We start from the raw sequence: 21009 nt of genomic DNA, 5'->3' as shown, positions 1-21009 counted from the left end.
CGCTCTCAGGGCGAGACGAGTTCGGCCCGCGTCGCGCTTTCGTTCTCCACGCGGGCGATCCCTGCCGCCTCCAGGCTTTGCAGGAACCCGCGCGTTACGCCGATACGGAATGTGCCGCTGATCGGGCGGCGGGCGAGCGCCGGGCTGGAAATGATGATCTCCTGCGCGCTGTAGCGGTTGATCTCCGCCACTGCCTGCGCCAGCGGAACCCGGTCGAAATCGACGATACCCTTGCGCCAGGCGAGGCGCCGCTCGACTTCTACGGCGCTGGTGCGATAGCTTTGGCCGTCCCAGACCAGTTCCTGCCCCGGCTGCAAGACGGTCGATTGCGGGGCATATCCATTGACTGCCGGCATGTCGATGCGCACGCGGCCTTCGGCCAAAGTCACATCGACTTGGCCGCCCGTCTCGCGAACCGCGAACTGCGTGCCCAGCGCCGTTACCGTCACTCCGCCTGCAGTCACGACGAACGGTTTGCGCGGGTTCTTGGCGACTTCGAAGAATGCCTCGCCATCGCGAATGGCAGTGCTGCGCCGGGTGTCGCTTTCCGCAATGGTGAGTACGGTTGCGGTATTGGCGGTGATGATCGATCCGTCCGTCATGCGGAACGTGCCCTGTTGGCCCACTCCGGTCGAGATCGCCCGGCTGTCGGCAACGACCAGCGCCGCGCTTCCGGCTTCGCGTTGGCGCTGGAATGCAAGGCCGCCGGCGAGAATTGCCAGCACCGCGCAGGCGGCGATTGCCGGGCGCACCCATGCCCTGCGGCCCCGCCGGTTAGCGAGCGCGCGTTCACGGATCTCGAGAATGCGGGCATCGGCCCGCATGGCGCCCGCACCGTTCCACGAATGCTCCACTTTGGCCCAGGCTATGCGGTTCGCTTCGTCGCGGGCGTGCCAGCTTTCGAAGTCTGCGTAGTCCTGCGCGGTCGCCTTGGGCGAACGGAAGATGCTGAAATAGGCCGCTGCCGTAGCGTCCGGCGAGTCGATCTTTTCCAGCGCATGGGCGTCGAAAGGCTGGCTCATGGCAGATCCCTTGCCGCCAGAAACCGGATCGCCTTCATGATGTGCCGACCGACCGCGCTGTTCGAGATGCCCAGATGCTCCCCGATCGCGTCGTAGGACATTTCCTCGAAGCGGTGGAGGACGAAGGCGTCACGCGTCAGGTCGGGCATTTCCTCGAGCGCGCTGGCAAGCCGGTTCACGTCTTCGCGCCCGCGCAGCACGCGTTCGGGCGTCAGTTCGTCGACGGGGTGCAGGGCTTCCGTCAGTTCATGATGGGCGCCGCGGTGGCGTACGGTGTCGCGGCGGGCACGGTCGGTAAGGACGCTGGCGGCGACCTGGAACAGATAGCCCTCGACGTTGGCGATAGGATCTGCCTGTCCGCGCACGTGCATGCGCACCAATACGTCCTGCACCAGATCGTCGACGTCTGCGGGGACGGCGCGCTTTGCGATATAGCGCCGTAGCGCCGGGACGTGTGACGACAAGTCCGGGGCTTCGAAGCGGGCCTGCTCCTGCTTTTCCGACGATGTCCTGCGCAACGAGAAAATGGACCCGGCCTTCTGTTGGAATACCCGGCCTCTTTAGCGTCCGGCCCTTCGCCGCGTCACCCGGAATATTTTTTCATCGCTGGCGAATGATCTGCGATCGGCTGCGTCTTGCACATATCGGCCTGCGATCAGGGACAGGCCGGAACAACAAGGGGTCATATAAAGACATGAACTGTCGCAGCCTTTCGGCATTGCTTCTCGCATCCTCCGCCCTTGCCATCGCCGCGCCGGTGCAGGCGCAGACGGACACCTCGGCCCAGTCGCTCGACCAGCCCGGCGGCGATATCGTCGTTACCGCCCGCCGCCGCGAGGAAAGCGCCCAGACCGTTCCCGTCTCGGTGACCGCATTCAACTCCGAGATGCTGCGCGAAAAGGCCATCGTCAGCACGCAGGACCTGACGTACACCACGCCGGGTCTGAATGTGGCCCCGCAGACCTCGCGCGATACGCCCAGCATCGTCATTCGCGGCCAGCGCCGCGCCACGGCGGGTGCCTCCGCGCCTTCGGTCGTGACTTACTTTGGCGACGTGCCGCTGCCGAACGAGGGCAGCATCGTGCCCACTTTCGACATCAGTTCGATTCAGGTGCTCAAGGGGCCGCAAGGCACCCTGTTCGGCCGCAACACCACCGGCGGCGCGCTGCTGCTCTACCCGGTTGCGCCCGACTACGACCTGGCAGGCTACGGCCAGATCACGCTGGGTTCGTACAACGAGACGACCTTCGAAGGCGCGGTCAACGTGCCGATCATCGCTGATCGCGTCGCGCTGCGCGTTGCGGGCCAGATCGCTCGCCGCGACGGCTATACCAAGAACCACGGCAACGGCGGCGACCTCGACGATCGCCACAACGACGCCTTCCGCGCCTCGCTGCTGATCGAACCGATCGACGGGCTGAAGAACACCACCGTGTTCGACTGGTATCGCGCGCGCGAAAACGGCACCGGCACGGTGCTCAATGGCGTATACCCGAACCCGGCCGTTCCCGGCGGCGGCACCGCGCGCACGGCAGCCAACCGTCCGTACTTCGATTGCGGCGTTGCCGGCTGCGATATCGACATCGCCTTGGCCCAGCAGCAGGCCGCAGGCGTGCGCGACGTCAGCACCAGCATCGATCCCTATTCCAACCGCACGTTCTGGGGCGTGGCCAACACCACCGAACTGGAAGTGGGCGCGGTCACCTTCAAGAACATCTTCGGCTATCGCAGCAGCAAGGTTGCCGCCGCCCGCGACATGGACGGCACGTACCTGCGCCTTTACGACGGTGTCTCGAACACCGAAGTCGAGCAGTATTCGAACGAGTTCCAGATCCTGGGTTCGCTACTGAATGACCGCCTCGACTGGATCGTCGGCGCCTTCTACCTCAAGAGCGACCCGACCGGCGTGAACGGCAGCGCCACCTACTCGGCGGTGATTCCGGGCAGGACCTTCACTTTCAATGAGAACTACAACTCTTCGACCAGCAAGGCGCTGTTCGGGCAGGTCGGCTATGCCTTCGGCGGTTTCGCGGACGGCCTGCGCTTCAACGGCGGTTTCCGCTATACCTGGGACAAGTCGAGCGGGTGCTCGGTCGCCGCGCTCGATACGGCGGCGCGCATCGGGCCTGATGCCTGTGCATCGCAGGGCGGCAAGACCGGCTCGGAAAGCTCCAAGGCGCCGACCTGGACGCTGGGCTTCGACTACAAGGTCAACGACGACCTGTTCCTCTATGTCACCAACCGGCGCGGATACCGTTCGGCAGGGTATAACCAGAGCGGCATGTCCCCCTACTTCGACGGGTTCGAGACGTTCAAGCCGGAGAAGGTCACCGACTATGAGGCCGGCATCAAGAGCAGCTGGCGCATCGGCGACGTGAAGGGCCGCTTCAACATCGCGGCTTACACCAGCAAATACAGCAACATTCAGCGCTCGATCTTCCCGGGTGCGGACTTCGACGGTGACGGCAATCCGGGCAACGATCCCAGCAGCCTGATCATCAACGCCGCCAAGGCGACGATCAAGGGCACCGAGTTCGACTTCTCGGTCACCCCGGTCAGCGGCCTCACCCTGTCGGGCTTCGGCGCCTACACCGACGCTCAGTACGACGAGTATGATGCTCCTGCCGCGTTCGTCACGCTGCTCGGTAACAACCCGGTGAACAACAAGTTCTCCTACACCCCGAAGTGGACGGTCGGCGGCGGCGCACGTTATGCGACGTACCTGGGCGACTTCGCGGAGATGGTGTTCAACGCGAACTGGTTCCACAGCGCGAAGGTCTGGTACGTCGAGCGTCCGCTGGACACCAACGGCATCCAGAAGGCCTATGACACCGTCAACCTGAAGCTGGACTTCAACAACCTCGAAAACCGAGGTATCGACCTCGGGTTCTTCGTGCGAAACGTGTTCGACGTGACGTATGCTGCGGCTGGGGGCGTCATCACGCCTTCGATCACCTCGACCACGCTCGTCTACAACGAGCCGCGCGTGTTCGGCGCCCAGCTGCGCATGTCGTTCGGCAAGCGCTGATCCGACAGCCGCCCGCGCGGATCGAGCCGATCCGCGCGGGCACCCGTTTCGATGCGATCTTACGACGAGGATGTAGCCCCATGAAACTCCGCCTGCGTACCGCTTTGCTCACCTTTTCCGCGCTTGCCGCCACCCCCGCGCTGGCCGAGCCGCTAGCCGATGCCGATCGCGCCGCCATCCTCGCCGAAGTCGATCGCGGCGCCCCTGCAATGGCGCGCAATGCGCTTCAGATATGGTCCTGGGCCGAAGTCGGCTTCCAGGAGACGAAAAGTTCGGGCCTGCTCCAGAAGGATCTCAAGGCCGCCGGGTTCAAGGTAACGCCTGGGGTCGCCGGAATGCCCACCGCCTTCGTCGCCAGCTTCAGGACGGGCGACGGCCCGGTCATCGGCATTCTTGCCGAGTACGATGCGCTGCCCGGCCTCGCCCAGGCGGCCGAGCCGGAACGCCATGCCCTCGACGGCATCGCCGGTCATGCCTGCGGCCACAACCTGTTCGGTGCCGCTTCCGTTGCTGCGGCGATCGCCACCAAGGAATGGATGGTCGCCCACGGCATCAAGGGCGAACTGCGCGTCTACGGCGCGCCGGCAGAAGAGGGCGGTTCGGGCAAGGTATTCCTCGTCCGGTCCGGGCTGACCAAGGACGTGTCGGCCATGCTGCACTGGCATGCAGGCGATGGCTATAGCGCCATGCAGGGCCATGCCCTTGCCAACGTCAGCGCCAAGTTCCGCTTCCACGGACTTGCCTCTCACGCTGCCGCCGCGCCCGAGCGTGGCCGCTCCGCGCTCGACGGGGTCGAGGCGATGGACAACATGGTCAACATGATGCGCGAGCACGTGCCGCAGGAAACGCGCATTCACTACGTCATCACCGATGGCGGCAAGGCCCCCAATGTCGTGCCCGATACCGCCGAGGTCTACTACTACGTGCGTCATCCCGACCAGCAGCAGGTCGCCGACATCATGGAGCGCGTGAAGAAGGCCGCTGAAGGCGCCGCGCTGGGCACCGGGACCACGGTGACCTACGACCAGATCGGCGGAACCTTCGACCTGCTGCCCAACGACACGCTGGGCCACGTGATGTACGACAACCTCAAGCAGGTTCCTTTGCCCACATACACCGCGCAGGAACAGGCCTTCATCGACAAGCTCGCGGTCACGCTGCCCAAGGGCGGACGTAAGCGCGAGACGGGCGTGGCGCCCTATTCCAGCGGCGAGATCATGTCGGCCTCCACCGACGTCGGCGATGTCAGCTACACTACGCCGACGGCCGGCCTTTCCACCGGCACCTGGGTTCCCGGTACGCCGCCGCATAGCTGGCAGGCGGTCGCCGCCAGCGGCACCAGCATCGGCACCAAGGGCGCCGAAGTCGCCGCCAAGACCCTGGCCCTGACGGCAGCGCAGCTGTTCCAGAGCCCTGACACGCTGGCGGCAGCGAAGAAGGAACTGGATGAACGGCGCGGGGCAGACTTCGTCTACCACTCGCTGCTCGGCGACAAGGCTCCTTCGCTCGATTACCGCAAGGCAGCCACTTCCAAGAATTGACCGAACCCATCCTGAACCCGGTTCCGCCCGATAACTTGGGCGGAACCGGGTCTTTTTTTGGTCTTGCCCGGTCATCGCCCGGCTCAATCGGAATTAAATCACTCATGTCGCGTCGCCTGACGACCTTCATCGTCGCCGGGATGGTCTCCGGCATCTGCGCGGGGTTTGCCGCAAACCAGCTCGTCGGTGACACGCCGGCGGCGGCGAAGGAGGTCGCCGGATACTTTCACCTCCTTGCCGACATCTTCCTCCATCTCATCAAGATGATAATCGCCCCGCTCGTTTTCTCGACCCTGGTGGCGGGCATGGCGCATATGGGAGACAGCGGCGCGCTGGGCCGCATCGGCGGGCGGGCCATGGCGTGGTTCCTCACCGCCAGCCTGCTGTCGCTGGCACTGGGCCTCGTCTTCGTGAACGTGCTGGCGCCGGGGGATGGACTGCATCTGGTGCGGACCGGAGCCGCTGCCGCCGTGGATGCACAGGCGCTCAATTTCCGCGACTTCGTGCTGCACGTGTTCCCGACCTCGATGGTCGGCGCGATGGCGGAGAATTCGATCCTGCAGATCGTGGTCTTCTCGATATTCGTCGGCGTTGCCCTGACCGCCATCGGCGACGAGGCGAAACCGATCGTCACGCTCATCGAAGCGATGGTGAAGATGATGCTCACCGTCACCGGCTACGTCATGCGAATGGCGCCGCTCGCCGTGTTCGGCGCGCTTGCAGCCGCCATCACCACCGAAGGGCTTGGCGTGCTGCGCACGTTCGGACGGCTCGTCGGAGAATTCTACCTCGCGCTGGGCGCGTTGTGGGCGCTGCTCATCGCCGCAGGAGCGGTGTTCCTTGGCAAGCGTATCTTCGATCTGCTGCGCCACGTCCGCGAGCCGGTGCTGTTGGCGTTCTCCACCGCATCCTCGGAAGCCGCTTATCCCAAGATGCTCGAACAGCTGGACCGCTTCGGCGTACCACGGCGCATCTACAGCTTCATCCTGCCGCTGGGCTACAGCTTTAACCTCGACGGTTCGATGATGTATGCGACTTTCGCGACGCTGTTCATCGCGCAGGCCTACGGCATCGACCTGCCGATTCTCACGCAGATCACCATCCTGCTGGTGCTTATGGTGACCAGCAAGGGCATCGCCGCAGTCCCCCGTGCTTCTCTGGTGGTGGTCGCGGCAACGCTGGGGCAATTCGATCTCCCGGTGGAGGGCATCGCCTTTATCCTTGCCGTCGATCACTTCATGGACATGGGGCGGACCGCAACCAACGTACTGGGTAACGCGATCGCGACCGCCGTAGTGTCGAAATGGGAAGGCGAACTTTCTGCGCCTGGGACGCTTTCGTCAGCAACTTCGGAAGGGTGATGGCGTCGCTAAAGCTGCGTGGGTCGATGGCTCCAATCCGCGCTGCGCATGTGAAAGCACCGGCGACGGTCAAAATGCGCTTATAACAGGGCGAAAGGCTATGGCGAGGTGGCCGGTATATGCGGCCTTGAAACTACAGCCCCAGTTATTCCAGTCCGGGATGATCGTCCGGATAGTGCTGAAAGCCCGTCGTGCGCTGCGGTGCAAAACGCGTCAGCGGAGCGGCACACAGATGGCTTCAGGCGCCCGGCCGGCATCTTGCCGGAACGCGTACGCTCCTGAAAACTAACCTCTGTAGACGCCCCACCTAATAGCCCTTCTTTCCGGATGTTTTGGATAGTGAAACATCATGGTCGATTGTCATTCCGCTCCCCAGACAACTGCGAGTCTGACTGTTTCATTGACAGTCGCATCTTGCCAATTGCGGATGGCAATGGGTTTGCCCTGATAGCTTGGTTACGGCCCCACCAGCACAACGAATCCTGTTTTGAGGCAGGTTCGAAATGATAAGTCGTTGTACTTAATAAAACTGCGGATATCATTAAGCATATCGACTCGGGTCGCTCGCAAAAAACAATAGGTTTTGGCCGCGTTTGGCGGCTGCAGAGCAGGGGTAATTTTCATGTTGGGTGTTATTGAAAGTCTCCGGCTTACGAGCCGGGAAGCCGAAGTCGTCACACTTGTTGCTCGCGGATTGTCGGCAAAGGAAGTTGCGTTGGCGTTGGCGATCGCACCGTGCACAGTCGAACGGCATGTGGAAAATGTCCGGCTGAAGACCCAGACCCGCAATCGAGTTCACATGATCGCCCACGTGCTTCAGAATGGCATGCTTTCGAGCGAGGCGCCGCCCATTGCACAAGTGGCCTGAACTTACAGAGTTCTCCGTAGTTCAGCGCGTACAGCATTGCTCGTTGGACTGCTGGTTTTTCGGGTCAAAGTGACTGGCGGGATGGGCGTCACTATCATGGTGACGGTCACAGCGACCGGTAATCGCGAATTTTTTGTCCTGAGTGATCGGTGCTCGAGGTCAACGCCGTGCTTGCCGCTATTGTAAGCGAAAATGGGATGCTTGCCTGCGACCGGGGGCTTGCCGCGACCATGGAGTCGGCCATGCGTGCCGCTTTTGGCGCGGTGAGGGAGGCGGCGAGCGCCTTGTTCGAGGTTTCGCCGCGCTCGATGAGCTTCATGCACATCTCGATGAAAAGGGTGCGCGAGCGGCGAGCGCCCAGAACAGCTCAGACGATCCGCCGTCGGTCGAAATGAGCGCCGAGGCATCGTCGGTGAATTCGCTGTACGTGGTCAGTCGTCGAAGATCGCGGCGGGAACGGTCGCGAAAGAGGCGATCAGGATGGAGCCGAAGATACCCCGGCCCGCCTTTTCAGGCGGCGGCGACCTTCGGATCACCGGCGCAAGGCACTGTCCCACGCAAGTGCCGAGTTCGCCTCGCCGCGAGCAACCGATACCCGCCTTGCGATCCAGCGCCGCAGATGTCCCTGATTATCCCGAACCAGCGCCGGAACACGGCGGACGACAACACCTTCGCGGGGTACTTCCTCTTCGAACATGTCGAGCGGCATAGGAGCAAGGATGCGTCCGCGCGAGGCATCTTGATCGGTAAAGCTGCCTTTGCGCAGGTGAAAGCCGCCACTATTGCCATTGGCGACCGGAACCATCGGTATCCACCATCCGGGAACCTCTGTTTCCAAACGATAGGTCAGGTCGGTTGCGCCGGCAGTAGTGAATTCGTCGCTGGGCTGCGGCTCGAGCCGCCTTTCGCGCGAGTCGCCGGTGGGGCTCTGCACCCGCTTTTCAATTGCCCAGACCATGTTGGCGGTTTCATCGCGGGCGAACACCACTTCCTCGATCGCGGCACCTTCCATCACGTTGCGCCCGCCCGGCGGCACGAGCAAGCCGCGCAGCGTGCCGCCAGGCGCATCCAGAGTGAATAGTTCGAAATCCTCGATACCGGTATTCCCGTCGGTCACCGTGATCCGTTCATTGAAGGTGGTCCGGTAGACCACTGAAGCCATTTCAATCAGCGCTCCGCGTGGTACGTCGAGCGGTGCGATCAGCCAATCGTCGGCATGGACCGTCGCGAAATCGAGAAAGGCCACACGGGTAAGGTCGTGTGGCTGAACCTCGACCATTCCGAAATTGACCTGTCCGTCCTCGAAGCGCCAAAGCCGCGTCGTCGGCATGCCCGCGTAGCGCAGCCGGGTGGCGTGAACCGTGGCTGCGACCTGGGTTGGCGCCGCCGCCGCAGGGTCGGCGTCCACCGCTATTCGAGCGGCTGCGTCGTGGTCGAAACTGAACCAGTCGACCGGCCCCCCGTCATGAGCGTCGGCGCGCAATGCGCGCTGGTCGTCACCTAGCCCCGCTCGCACCGAAAACCCGTATTCGAGGCGGGCCTGCTGCCAGCAATCGCCCAGTTTGGCAGCCGGTTCGATGTTACCGCGAAACCAGGTCAGCCAGTCCCGCGCGGCCTGCTGAACCGTGGCATCGGCCCCCGCCGCCCAGGAGGTGAGGAAACTGTCGTCCTCGATCTGCACGGCAGCGGTGGAACCATCTATACCTCCCCTCGCGAGCAGGAGCCACATCGCGGGGATGGAAGCGTCCGCCGGGACACTCAGCGAGCAGGCCGCGACCAGCGCAGGCCGGATGTCAGCGCCCGCATCGGCAAGCATCGCAGCGAGCAAGGTCCCTGCCTCCGCTCGGTCCCGCAGCGTCGCTCCGGTAAAGGGTTCTGCCTCCGCTTCCGGTTCGATCAGGTCGTTCGGGCCTATGCCGCGTGCATCGTGCCCTTCGGGCATGAATGCGGACAAGCTGCGGGCACCTGCGGCGAGTTCCACCGCGACGGGCGTGCCGGCATCCTCGCCGTCAAACTCGCCGAATTGCCATTGGCGGGCCAGCAGCCATAGCGGATCGTGGACCCGGGCAGCCAGCGCCTGCGCCGGTTCTCCGCTCAGTGTTTGCGGTTCCAGCCGCGTCCAGGCCGGCGGGGCCAGCACGGGGAAGCGCACCGCAGCTTCGGATGCTAGTTCGACGTAGGCGACCGCGCCTTCCCGGACGATATCGGCACACATGTCAATTCTCCCCGACCATCGCGAAGGCCCGCAGCGGCGCTCCGGCGATGGAGGCCTTGAGGAACACGTCCCCGAACTTCGACCAGTCGATGGTCTTCTGGCCTTGTAGTGACCACGACTGAGTATAGATCGCGGGCAGGATACGCGCGGCAAGAGGCAGGGTTTCCAGCGTGACCAGCCGCATCCGCGCCATATCCATGGTTTCGGTAAGAAGGTCGAAAACGCGTTCGTCGGTCCAGCGCGCGCCATCGGGCGAGATGCCCAGCAGCATGGTCTGGGCAGGCTGGGCGTTAGGCGCGTTCGCGTGGATCGCGACAGCCGCCGTGGTTTCCAGCACGGGTTTGGCAGCCTCTCCTTCACCTTTCAGCGCACGGCGCGGGAAGGTTTCGGTCCAGTCGTCGATGACGAGCCCGGCAAAACTGGTGGGCGGAGTTTCCGGCGCGTCGGCGATGATCGAGATGACGGCCGCATCAGGGGTGTGCGCATCTTCAGGCAAAGCCTGCGCCGCCCAGCGTCCCGGCGCGCCGCCCAATTGCATGATGGCCAACCGGGGCTGGGGACCGACTGCATCGCAAAGCATCAGGTGATCGGTGAAAAGGCGGACCTGCGGACGCACGGTGGCCATGTCCCCAAGATAGCGCCGTATCGCTGCCGGCGCGACAGGATCCAGTGCGACTTGCAGGCTGGGATCCGCTGTAGGCACCTGGGGGATCGGCAGCACGAAATCGTGCCCCAGCAACGCGGTCGCCCGCTGTGCGAGGGCTTCGGGATCGATCGGCACTGCGGCAAGGGCGGCATATGCGGCGATCCGGCGGTCCGCTTCGGCGCCCGCGAGCAACGCCGTTTCTCCAAGCTGCCCGGCCGACACGCTAGGCGTTGCGATGCCGAAGTCGGTCATTGCCACCAGCGCGTTCGACAAGGCGGCAAGGTCGGCTTGCGGCGCGCCGGTGAGCGCCGCAAGCGCATCGCGCCGCTGCTTCAGCATGAGGGCGGCGTCGTCGAGCGCGGCGGCCAGCGCCGTCACCGCCGACTGGTCCGGGGTATGAGCGGGCGGCGCGCCGGGGAGGCCGAAATCGCTGCTGCCTGCCACGCGCGCTCCGGCGATCAGGCGGCGCAGGCTGTCTGCCACGACGAGTGCATCGGCCAGTGCAATTTCGCCAGCCGCCAGGCGCGGGTCGGCTGGCAGGGCGGGATCGAAAGTGGCGTTGCCCGTTGCGCGGCGGGCGGCCGATGGGGCATCGCTGCTCAGTGCGACAAGATCGAGCGCGGCGATCGTCCCCGGCGCCAGGCGCACGGCATCTCCGCCCGGCGTGAAGCCGGCGACGATCCGCGCGGGATCGCCCAGCCGTTCAGCCGCCCAGCCTTCCAGCCCCGGGGCAACCTTGGCGCGGGGTGCGTTGCCGTTCCAGCCGCCCTCGCGGCCGATGATGAGCAGACGGTGCGATACCGGCTGCCCGCCGCGGGCGGAATTGACAAAGTCGGGCTCGGGCGGTGCGACATCCCCGCGACCGGCCGCGTCCATCGCCGCCGACGCACGCGCAAGATTGCCCTGCGCGACCTGATGCACGCTTTCCGCCAGCAGCATATCGGCCACGGCATCGACGGCTTGGTCGAGCTTACGGATCGCGCCGTTCACCGTGGCCCAGTTGGCCGGCGTCAGCGTCGGCCAGGCCATGCCGGATGGAAGATAGGGGTTGTTGGTTGGCGGCGTGTTGAGCTTGGCCTGTATTGCGGCAGCACCTGCCGGGCTGCGCCACAGTTCCACCAGAGTCAGTCCGTCCGTGACGTTGTTGGCCGCGATCGCTTCCTGTGCAACGGGATCGACCGCTTCGCCGCGATCGCTTAGCTTTCCCTGCGTCAACGGCGCCAGCGAGCGCAGGCTGAGCACGAGATGGCCCAGCGCGGCGTCCTGCAAGGCGCGCTCGATCCGGTAACCCAGAAGCGCGCCTAGCGGTTGTCCTTGCCGGATACCGTCGATCAGATGCAGTGCATCGCGTACCCGAGCAGAAGACAGGCCAATCGCATAGGGGTTGCGCGCGCCGGCTTCGGGGCGATAGCTCAGATGAGCGGCGCGCAGGATTCCTGCAGTCGTCGCGTGGCTGAGCGAAGGCGCCAGGATATATCCTCCCGATTGCGGACGCTGCTCGGGCCGCAAATTCTCGACATAGCCGAAAGCGCCGATGGTGAGGCCCACGGGTTTGGCATCCCGCTGCGTCGCCATCCTGCGCGATACCGTGCCGGTAATCCAGCTATCGAGGCGGTGCGAGACACCGTCGAGCGTTTCGCCAACAAGAATATGGCGTGCCTGGTTTGCCGGATCGCCCACATCCGCTGACAAATGGTCAAGCGCGGCACGAAATTCCGCACTGCTCATTCCCGTGCGCAAAAACTCGTCGGCAACGAGCACCGACAGATAATCGCGCGATGCCGCGCTGCTGACGTTGTCGAAATACGTCGCGAAGCTTGGCTCATGCGTGCCGTCCATGGCAAAGCTGCGGGCTGCGGGGCGCGCGGCCGGATCGTCTGCCCCGGGTAGCGCGGCGCGAAGACGGTCTAGGGACGCGAAGTCCGCATTGGCGGGCTGGGTTATCTGCGCGACGATAGCGTCACGCACCGCTGGCGCCACCGTCGCGCTGTCGCGGAAATGGTCGACGAAGTCCCGGCCGGGCTTTGGCTTGGCTGCAACCAGTCCGGCGGCGATGGCAATCAAAGCCTGAAAGACGCTGGAGATATTGCCTCCGCTGCCATTGGCCAGCAGCGCGGTGAGGAAAGCGGCGTCGCGCGCATCGTCGGCGTAGGGCAGCAGTACCGGGCGTGATTTGTCGTCCAGCGTGGCGCCGAGATTGGCATAGCTGAAATTGCCGATCGCTTCCTGTAACATGCGCGTGAGCAAGGATTCGATGTCGGTTGCGGCCTTGGCCGTGCCGGTAATTTCGGCAAGGGCGCCGACCATGCTGCTTGAAAGACAGCGCCTTGCCCGGACGCCATAGGAGACGCCGGATTGCCCCAGCAACCGGTCCATAGTTTCACGCAGATCGCTGCCGGAGCCGATATGCGCGAGGTCCCCTGTCGCCGCCATCCAGTTGGGGCGCAGTTTGCGCAGAAAACCGGTGAGTTGTCCGCCGAACTTGTCGTTCGCGTCGTCCTTCCACGTCACCGCGAAGTTCGATACCGGCAGGATGCCGTAGGGCTGACTGCCGATCCGAAGTGACGGTACGGGGCCGCGCCCGCGCACATGGTCGCGGTGGAAGCTGCGTATCTGTTCGATCACCACAGGCGAAATCGCGTCGTTACCCTCGTCCACCGCATCGAGAAACTGGCCAAGCGTCGCGGGCCACAGGGCAGTGTTCATCGCCGCCGCGTCTGCCTGTTCATGTTCCTGCGCATGATCGGCAGCGGCAAGCCAAGGGGCATCGATCCCCAATATGCGGGTCAGCACGGCGGCGTTGGAATCTGCCGCTGCCGTCAAGGGAGAATTCGGCGGCGCCGACTGCGTGATCCTGCGCTGCCAGGCCGATCTGGCGATCTCGGTGTTGTTGGTCGGCGTACCTTGCGGCAGGAACGCAAGCCCGTCGCTTTCCCAATGCGCTTCCAGCAATGCGGAGAAATCCGCCGCAGCGCCGGCCGGATCGCGGCTGCGCTGAACGCCGGCCACGATCAACCGGTCCACCTTGCCCGGCCGCGCGAGGGGCAGGGTAAGCGCCAGCCCCTTGGCCACCGCCTCATCGTAATCCGCCAGCCATTCCGTGCCGGGGAGTATTTTCAGGCCGTCCTTTTCGACCATGGCCTCGTCGTCCATCGACAGTAGGCCAATCCGCACTTCCGGCGGGATAGCCGAACCCACCGCGCGGCTTCGATTGCCTCCCTGATCCGCCATTGCCGCGAAACGGTCGGGCAGCAGCCTGGCCAGTGCTGCAGCGCCTGTCTGTGCGGTTGGCTCTGGAAAGACGGGCGCGCCGATACCCAATTGATCGACATTCGTGGGCGTCATGGTTCGCGCCACCCAGTGCGCACGCGCTGCGCCGACGCCGTCCAGCAGCTGTTTCCAGCCTTCGGCAGATGCCGCCGCCGCAGCATCGCCGACGCCGCCCGCCCAAAGCCAGGTCCAATAGGCCCGTCCGGCGGTGGCTTCCTTTTCGGAAAGGCCCCGGTCCAGCCGGTCGACATGAATTTCATCGGGATAGATGCGGATGCGCAGTTCGGTGCCGGCTGCGTTGAAGCGTGTTTCAATGCGCACCGGCAACAGCAGCAAGGGTACGTCTGCCGGTGCATCGCAGCTATCGCGCAGAGCCAGTCGGTCGATCAGGCGAGCGTGATCCTCGTCCAGCGCCAGCCGGTCTGTCCGCGCTGCATCCGCGCGGCCGGTGAGCGTCTCAAGCGCGCTTTCGCTGCGCCGGACGGCGACTTTATCGCCGCTGGCCTGGGCCGCTGCCAGCGCAGCGCGCACAGTCCGCAATTCGGCTCCGATCGCCGCGATCTCCTCGCCCTTCACCTTGATCTTGCCCAGGAGGGAGGCTGTGGAACCATGGACTTCGGCCAGTACGGGCTCTTCGGGGTCAGGCATTGGGGCCTCCTGGCACGGCGATGGAATCGAGAAGGTCGTTGCCGTCGAACGCCGCACGGACCGGATCGCGCAGCAGGGTACGGGCCACCACTGCCGACGACCCCGGCCATTGCTGAATTTCCGGCACACTGCCGACATCGCGGATCTTGACCGCGCGCGCGCTGGGAGCCAGGAACCGGCCACGATCGAGCACCGGCAAATTGCTGACCAGCCCGGTCAGATCGTTCCAGTCGAGGTTATCCTGCGCGATCACCGCGTCTGGCGCGCGCTGGTTGCCGCGGGGGGCATCGGCCATGCCGAAGCGCGGCGCGGTAGGGTGTTCCGCAAGCAGGAACCACCAGTTGCCGCTGCGGACCTGCTCGGCCGAAAGTTTGAACCCGACAAGCAGATAGTCCGGTTTGAGATGGGCGTGGAACAGGATTTCTGCGTCACTTCCCTCGACAAAGGCGGGCGGGAAGGCCTCGGCGGACGCGCGTACCGCAGCGATGACGGCTTCGGGATAGCGGCGCACGATGGCACCGCGCACCACCAGCACTACCGGACGGAAGCCGGGGCTCGCAGTGCCGCCGATCGCCATATGCGCGCCAAGCGGCTGAGCCGAAAAGCGATGGATGGGGCCTGTCAACTCGTCCTGTTCTGCATCCCAGAAGCGCTTGAAATAGGTGCCGCGTTGGTCGGTGGGATAGTTGCGCCACAACAGTTCGCGGCCCATTTCGTCGGACAGGCCCGTCAGGAATGCCTCGCAAAAGGCAGGATTCGCTTCCAGAAGCGTCACGAAATCGGGTTGGCTTATGCTGCCCAGCCCCGGCACCAGCCAATCGCGGTCGTAACCGTCGAGGGCTTCGTACATGGCGCGCGGAAAATTCGGCGCCGCCATGACGGGGGCTATCTTCATGTCGTCGAACCAGTCGGGCCGGATCAACGAAGGCCAGGCGCGGATGCGGCCTTTGACATAGGCCGTCATCGTGCGGGCAGGTGCCAATGTCTCGACGATCTGCGCTGTAGTCAGGGCCAGCGGCTGGATCGACGTGGTATCGCGTGCGGGGGGCAGGGCGATGGCATTGATCGCGGCATCGAAGGATTTTGCCAGTGCGCTGGTCTTCAGCATGGCGAGGTCCGAAACCTTGCGGGTCAGGTCGCGCGAAAGCGGCATCTCGAAGCGGGAAACCGGATCGACTTCGGCCGGCCGGGGGCGGGGTGCCGGCGCGGGAACGGGGCGGATCACCACGGGACCGCGCCGGGAGAAGACACTGCTGTCCGTGTCCATACGCAGCGATCCGGGCGACGTGATGCGCGCGCCTGCGATACCCGTATTTGCCGCCAGTGCATTCGGCGCCAAGCTTCGTATGCTGGGCTGCACCGGCGCAGCGATGTCGCGGCGGACGATGGCCTCGGGAATTACCGCGGCAAGGTTCTCGATCGGCGCCTTGGTGACGCCAGCGAATTCCGGCACCGCAACCTGGGCGAGGCCGGCCAGCGCCGCTCCCGCCAGTTCGGCACGCAGCACGCTGCCTGCATCGGCAAGGTCGGGCGCTTTGGCGTCGATGCGCTTGGCAAAGTAGCCGGCGTAGAGCCCGCCGACGGCGCGATCCGGCTGAAGCTGCCACGCCGCAACGCCGCCGGACAGCCGGGCAATTCCGGTTCCCGCCGACAATACCGAAACTTTGTCGTGCAAAGTGGCAAAGGCAGCATCGGGCGCGACGCCGAGAACACGGCCGACAAGGTCTGACCCCAGGACTTCGAGCCCCTTATCGGCAACCGCAGTGATGCCGTCCGGATTGGCATAGGCCATCCGTCCGTCGCGGAATCGCCCGGCTGTCGCCACGAAATCGGGAGCCGTTGCCAGTTGCCGCTGCGCCATGCCTTTGCGCATGGCGGGGGACGATGCACTGGTCATGCGCTGCGCTGTGACGCTTAGCAGGCTGCCTGCAGTGCGGCTGTCCTCGACTTGCTTCCACAGGCTTTCGGGCTGCGCGGAAACCCGTATCCGGTCATGCAGCGGGCGCGTCACTTGCGTCATCGCGCCAAGGTCGCGCACGGCGATGCGCCGCCGCATGTTGGATTCGTTGAGCACTTTCGCGAACTGGTGCTGCTGGATTTGGTGGTTCAGCTTGTTGACCTCGCTCACCTGCGCCCAGGCCGACTGCATCAGCAGTTCCTGATCCTGCTGGACCACGCGCGTGCCCAGCCCGGCTACAATGCGCTGGAGGGGGTCGGTATTGATCTGGGAAAACCAGTTTGTGTCGGCCGCTGCCGTATCTACGGGCGGCGCCCCGAACACCGGGCCAACCGTATTTCGCCCCTTGTGAAAGCGGGCGTAAAGCCGCGGTCCTACGCGCGGCAGTAGCGGCGTGTCGGCGTTGGCTGCCTCTACCCGCAGGCGCAGGGCATCGCGCAGCGGAGCAGGCCATCCGGCGTCGCTATCGCCCGGGGTTCCGGCCGGCGGGGGTGTAGGCGACCTCAAAGCGCAACTGAGGATCAGTTCTGCGCCCGCCGTGCCCGGAGCCGCGCCAGAGATACCGCCGCCCGGCTGGGTGCCGTCGATGATCCTCCGGCCAACCTGCCAAGGCGCGCCGATCGGGACCAGCCGCTCGGCCAGCGATTTGAAATCGCCCTGCGGTGCGGTATCGAAATCCCAGCTGTCGTAAGCAGGAAGGATGATGGCGCTCTCGGCGTCGCTGCCGTCGGCAGCGCGGGTCCAGGCTGGGCCGAGCGTGCCGCCCGGTACACCCAGGCCGACTTTGGCGCCGCAATCGAACGCGGGCACCAGAACCGCGCGATAGCCCTTGTTCGGATCGAGCTTGCGCGGGCAGATCAGACGCGAAAGGTTGGCTAACGCATGTTCGTCCGACAGGCGATCGGCGATCGCCGGATTGGCGGGAATTGCCACCTTGGGGCCGTCTATAACTTGCGCATGGGCAAAATAGGCATTGTCATCAAGCGACTGTAATTCGCCCAATTGGGTAGAAAGGGCGCGCGGCAGGCCGGGTGCGGAGGGCGGCAGGATCTGCGACAACCCCCGCTCGCAGACCACCAGCGCCAGCCAGGGTTCCAGCTTGTCGCCGGCAGGCGCAAGGGGACTGAAAAGCCAGGGGATGTCGGGCCGATCAAATTCGATCTGCGCCATGAAGGTCTCTTCGGCATCGGCGGCACCCGGCGATGGTTCGCGGCGGATGATCTGTCCCGGATCGAGGCCGACGATATCGCCGGGCCCGTAAAGGACGAGGTTCTTCTCGACCTTTATGCTATCTGCGCCCGTGCCGCTGACGTCGAACGCGACATGAACCTGCGTGCGCAACCCGGTCTCCGGCGGCGCGGCGATCGCGGCCGATAGCCCGTTTCGCACGAAGGAAACGAAGTTGTAGTCTTCAAGGACGACATCTTCCGGCTTGAACGGCGCGACCAGATTGATCCTTGCGTCGGTGACATAGTTCTTTGCGGTGGTGAGGGATTCGATCATGCCGCCATTCCGCTTGCCAGAACGCCGAGATCGTTTGATCCGGCCAGGAATTCGGCAGCGGAGGTCGCGCCGATGTCGGTCAGGGTCGCTGCCAAGGGGGCCAGCGTATCCCGGTGGATCACCGTCACCAGCCCGGGATCGGAGAGTACGGGCGCGGGAGGCTCGGGTGCCGTCGTCATGTAGGGGTTTGCGCTTTGGCGCCGCGCCTTCGCGACAGCCGAAGCGGCCAGCATGGTCTTGGCGATGCCCGCGATCTTCCAGTGGTCAGTGCCGGCAACGACAGGTTCGGGCCGATGTGGATAGACCGTGTTCCAGGCATAGGCCGCGTGGACATCACTGGTGAACACCGGCCGCGCCGAAGCCGCGACGACCAGCCCGGCGGGCATCTGCTCGAAATCGGGACGGGCCATCAACTGGTCGTCCTTCAGCGCGAGGAAATGACCCGGCGAAAAGCGATCCTGCACCGTCGAAACCGCCGCAGCCTCGATCGCGCCGACCATCGGCTGCGCAAGATAGACGCGGTTGGCCGAAACGGAGCTTGAGCCGATGCGGTCGATCTGCGTTTCGAGCGGCACCTGCGCCTGCTTGACCTCCAGCCGGCCGAGCGGATGAAACAGCCTGTCGCCGCCGGTATCGGTAAAGCGGGCAAGCTGGAGCGCATCGGCGGGCAGGATCGGCGTCCATGCTGCCTCGGCCTGTAGCGCATCTGCCGCTGCTTTTACGCTGTCTATCCGCGGCGCATCGGTCGGTCGCGGTTCGCCCCAGGTGAGGGGACCGATATCGACATCGACATCCCACCACAGGATTTCGGCAGTAGCGGTCCCTTCAAGACGCCATGGCTGGTCGCCGGACAATTCGCCATGGAAGTGGACCCCCGCGATCGTCGCGCCAAAGGCTTTGACTTCGATGCCGACGTCCAGGATGACGATGAAGTGGAAATACGGTGCCCACTGGAACAGCGCATCCAGCGATATCCACGCATGGGCCGAAGCCACGCCGACATCGGCGCTGAGATCGAGCTTGCCGCCGAACTGGATGGAATTCGAAGTGATCGCGACATAGGCTTCGGCGGTTATCTTGAGCCAGTCCACCGGCGGCTTGAACCCGATCGACAGCCTATCAAGCTTGCCGATCTCCTTGGGCGCATCGTATTTCGGGAAGAACCCGCCGACCGAAAGCGCGAAGGCCCCTTCGCCCGCCCATTTAATGAACAGCGCGATATCGCCCGACAGGGTGAGGGTGAACAGCTTCGACTTGAAAATCGAAACTTTCAGCAGGAAATAGTCGGGCGTGATTTCGCCGAGCAGGTCGGCATGGATATCGACGATGCGCTTGTCGGGTTTGATGTCTGCCGAGGGCACGCCGATTTCCAGCGCGCCCAGGATCACTACCTTCGGGTCAGGCAGGCTGAGCACGATGCCCAGCCGGGCCTTGACGAACCCGGCCTGGGACCCCCAGCCAAGCTCTGCGATCGGGCCGACGACGAAACCGCCGTCGCGCTGCGGGAATACCTTGCCAAGCGAGTCCAGGATCTGCGGCGCTGCCGCCACCGGATCGGACGGAAATAGCAGTTGCCCGACGATGTCGGTCTTCAGCCCTTCGCTAAGCGCGGTGGTGTTGACCGAACGCTCTATCGCCAGGATGCCGCCCAGACCATTGAGCGTGAAGCCGAAGCCCAGATCGATCTTGGGCGCGAAGTGGACGCCGATCACGATCACCAAGCTGAACGGCTCGGTCCCCAGTAGGCCGATCGCGGTGATACCGAACTTCAGGAACTGGAGATCGAAAACGCCGCCGTATTCCTTGTTGTCCTCGGAATAGCGCAGATACCCGCCGCCGCTGACCACGCCGGTATTGATCCGCGCGCCGATGCCGGTAGGGATCTTGGGCTGCACGTCTGGCCCCGCGCCGTCCGTCCAGCGTACCGAGACGCCGCCGCCTTCGACGACAACCGCGAAGACATCGCCCAGCTTGCCGGCTATCGTCATCATCACGTCGATGCGGTTCTGGCTGTCCTTGTTGTCCTTTTCCGGCTGAACGAGCGCGAATTCGCGAAGCTCTATCCCCGGGAAGGAGAAGCGGACCGGCAGGATCAGCTTCTTGTCCTTGCCCGCGCCAAAACTCAGTCCGTTGGCGCTATCGAGCGTGATCGCGACCTGATCTGTCTCGGCGGTCTTGCCCTGACCGGGCATGATCTTTTCGAGCAACTTGTCCGAGCGCAGTCCCGCGGCCATCTTCGTATGAAGTTCCACGCCCACTTTGGCCTGCGTCTTGTAATCGAGAAACGCCTCTACAAACGCACCGTCGAAGCTGATCGGCCCAATCGACCTGGGCCCGGTGCTGGCGAATTTCAGGCCCAGCTTCTTGTCGGGCCGGCTCCACACCAGTGCATCGGCGACATCGCTATGCGCATCATCCACGCCCAGCACTGCCTTGCACAGTTCATCGAAGCCCTTTACCGCGTCGGCACCGAGCGCCTTGAACGGCGCCTTCCAAGGATCGGTTATTCCGCTAATCGCGTCGAGCACCTGTTGCTTGCTGGCGGGGTTCTGTTCCCGCTCGGCGATCTTCTCCGCAAGGATGTCGAGCGCCTCATCGAACGCGATCAGGACATAGGCCAGTTCGGTGGCCGCCCGCGCGGCCGCTTCCAGCGTGAACGGATCGGTGCCGATCTCGGTCGCCATGTTCGTCACTGCGGTCTTGGCGGCTTCGAACTTGGGCTTGAGCGCTTCGCCCAGTGCCTTGCCGATCGGTGTCAGGTCCTTGACGTCCTGCTTGATCGTATCGAGCGCGGTCTTTGTGGTGCCGGAGGCGCCATCGAACAACGACGTTACGAAAGAGCCGGTGCCCTTGAAGGTAGAGCCGACCATGTCACCGGCGCGGCTTTGGGTGAAACCGAGCACACCTTTGACAAGGGCTGTCCAGACATCGTCGCTCATGGCAGCACCGG

At 64.4% G+C, this 21009-nt stretch carries 10 protein-coding genes and 1 pseudogene; 4 read left to right on the top strand and 7 right to left on the bottom strand.

Annotated elements, in window-relative coordinates; translation table 11 throughout:
* Nucleotides 1-5: 5 nt before the first annotated feature.
* On the bottom strand, nt 6-1022 hold the full coding sequence (locus TQ38_RS20635) for a FecR domain-containing protein (RefSeq protein WP_043977350.1): 1017 nt from the start codon (nt 1020-1022) through the stop codon (nt 6-8).
* Nucleotides 1019-1540, bottom strand: coding sequence for an RNA polymerase sigma factor (locus TQ38_RS20630; protein WP_043977349.1), 522 nt, complete (start codon nt 1538-1540; stop codon nt 1019-1021). Before TQ38_RS20630 ends, TQ38_RS20635 begins: the two co-directional genes overlap by 4 nt.
* A gap of 176 nt (nt 1541-1716) precedes the next feature.
* On the opposite strand from TQ38_RS20630, the gene TQ38_RS20625 reads away from it, so the two are divergent.
* The 4 genes from TQ38_RS20625 to TQ38_RS20610 all read left to right on the top strand — a co-directional run bounded on the left by TQ38_RS20625 (nt 1717) and on the right by TQ38_RS20610 (nt 7820).
* Entirely contained in the window at nt 1717-4050 is a 2334-nt protein-coding gene (locus TQ38_RS20625) for a TonB-dependent receptor (RefSeq protein WP_043977348.1), read from the top strand.
* Between the two features lie 80 nt (nt 4051-4130).
* Nucleotides 4131-5591, top strand: coding sequence for an amidohydrolase (locus TQ38_RS20620; protein ID WP_043977347.1), 1461 nt, complete (start codon nt 4131-4133; stop codon nt 5589-5591).
* A 104-nt stretch (nt 5592-5695) separates the two neighbouring features.
* Nucleotides 5696-6952 carry a dicarboxylate/amino acid:cation symporter gene (locus TQ38_RS20615; RefSeq protein WP_043977346.1) on the top strand — a complete coding sequence of 419 codons (1257 nt, stop codon included), beginning with the start codon at nt 5696-5698 and terminating at the stop codon, nt 6950-6952.
* Between the two features lie 622 nt (nt 6953-7574).
* On the top strand, nt 7575-7820 hold the full coding sequence (locus TQ38_RS20610) for a response regulator transcription factor (RefSeq protein ID WP_082057807.1): 246 nt from the start codon (nt 7575-7577) through the stop codon (nt 7818-7820).
* Between the two features lie 223 nt (nt 7821-8043).
* On the opposite strand, the pseudogene TQ38_RS31505 reads toward TQ38_RS20610, so the two are convergent.
* From TQ38_RS31505 to TQ38_RS20585, 5 genes and pseudogenes are all read right to left on the bottom strand, one after another.
* A pseudogene (locus TQ38_RS31505) lies at nt 8044-8249 on the bottom strand (type IV secretion system DNA-binding domain-containing protein); the annotation flags it as partial.
* Nucleotides 8250-8352: 103 nt separating this feature from the next.
* Entirely contained in the window at nt 8353-10035 is a 1683-nt protein-coding gene (locus TQ38_RS20600) for a hypothetical protein (RefSeq protein WP_043977344.1), read from the bottom strand.
* 1 nt (nt 10036) lies between these two features.
* The gene (locus TQ38_RS20595) at nt 10037-14599 is read right to left on the bottom strand and encodes a hypothetical protein (protein ID WP_043977343.1); all 4563 of its coding nucleotides are present in this window, start codon (nt 14597-14599) and stop codon (nt 10037-10039) included.
* The gene (locus tag TQ38_RS20590; RefSeq protein WP_113942011.1) at nt 14592-18059 is read right to left on the bottom strand and encodes a hypothetical protein; all 3468 of its coding nucleotides are present in this window, start codon (nt 18057-18059) and stop codon (nt 14592-14594) included. Before TQ38_RS20590 ends, TQ38_RS20595 begins: the two co-directional genes overlap by 8 nt.
* A complete protein-coding gene (locus tag TQ38_RS20585) occupies nt 18056-20998 on the bottom strand; it encodes a DUF6603 domain-containing protein (RefSeq protein ID WP_043977341.1) in 2943 nt (980 codons plus the stop codon). The genes TQ38_RS20590 and TQ38_RS20585 overlap by 4 nt, the downstream gene beginning before the upstream one ends.
* Nucleotides 20999-21009: the final 11 nt, after the last annotated feature.

The sequence above is a fragment of the Novosphingobium sp. P6W genome (assembly GCF_000876675.2).
Taxonomy (GTDB): domain Bacteria; phylum Pseudomonadota; class Alphaproteobacteria; order Sphingomonadales; family Sphingomonadaceae; genus Novosphingobium.
The sequence above is the reverse complement of the archived record's forward strand: the minus strand, read 5'-3'. Positions and strand labels throughout refer to the sequence as shown.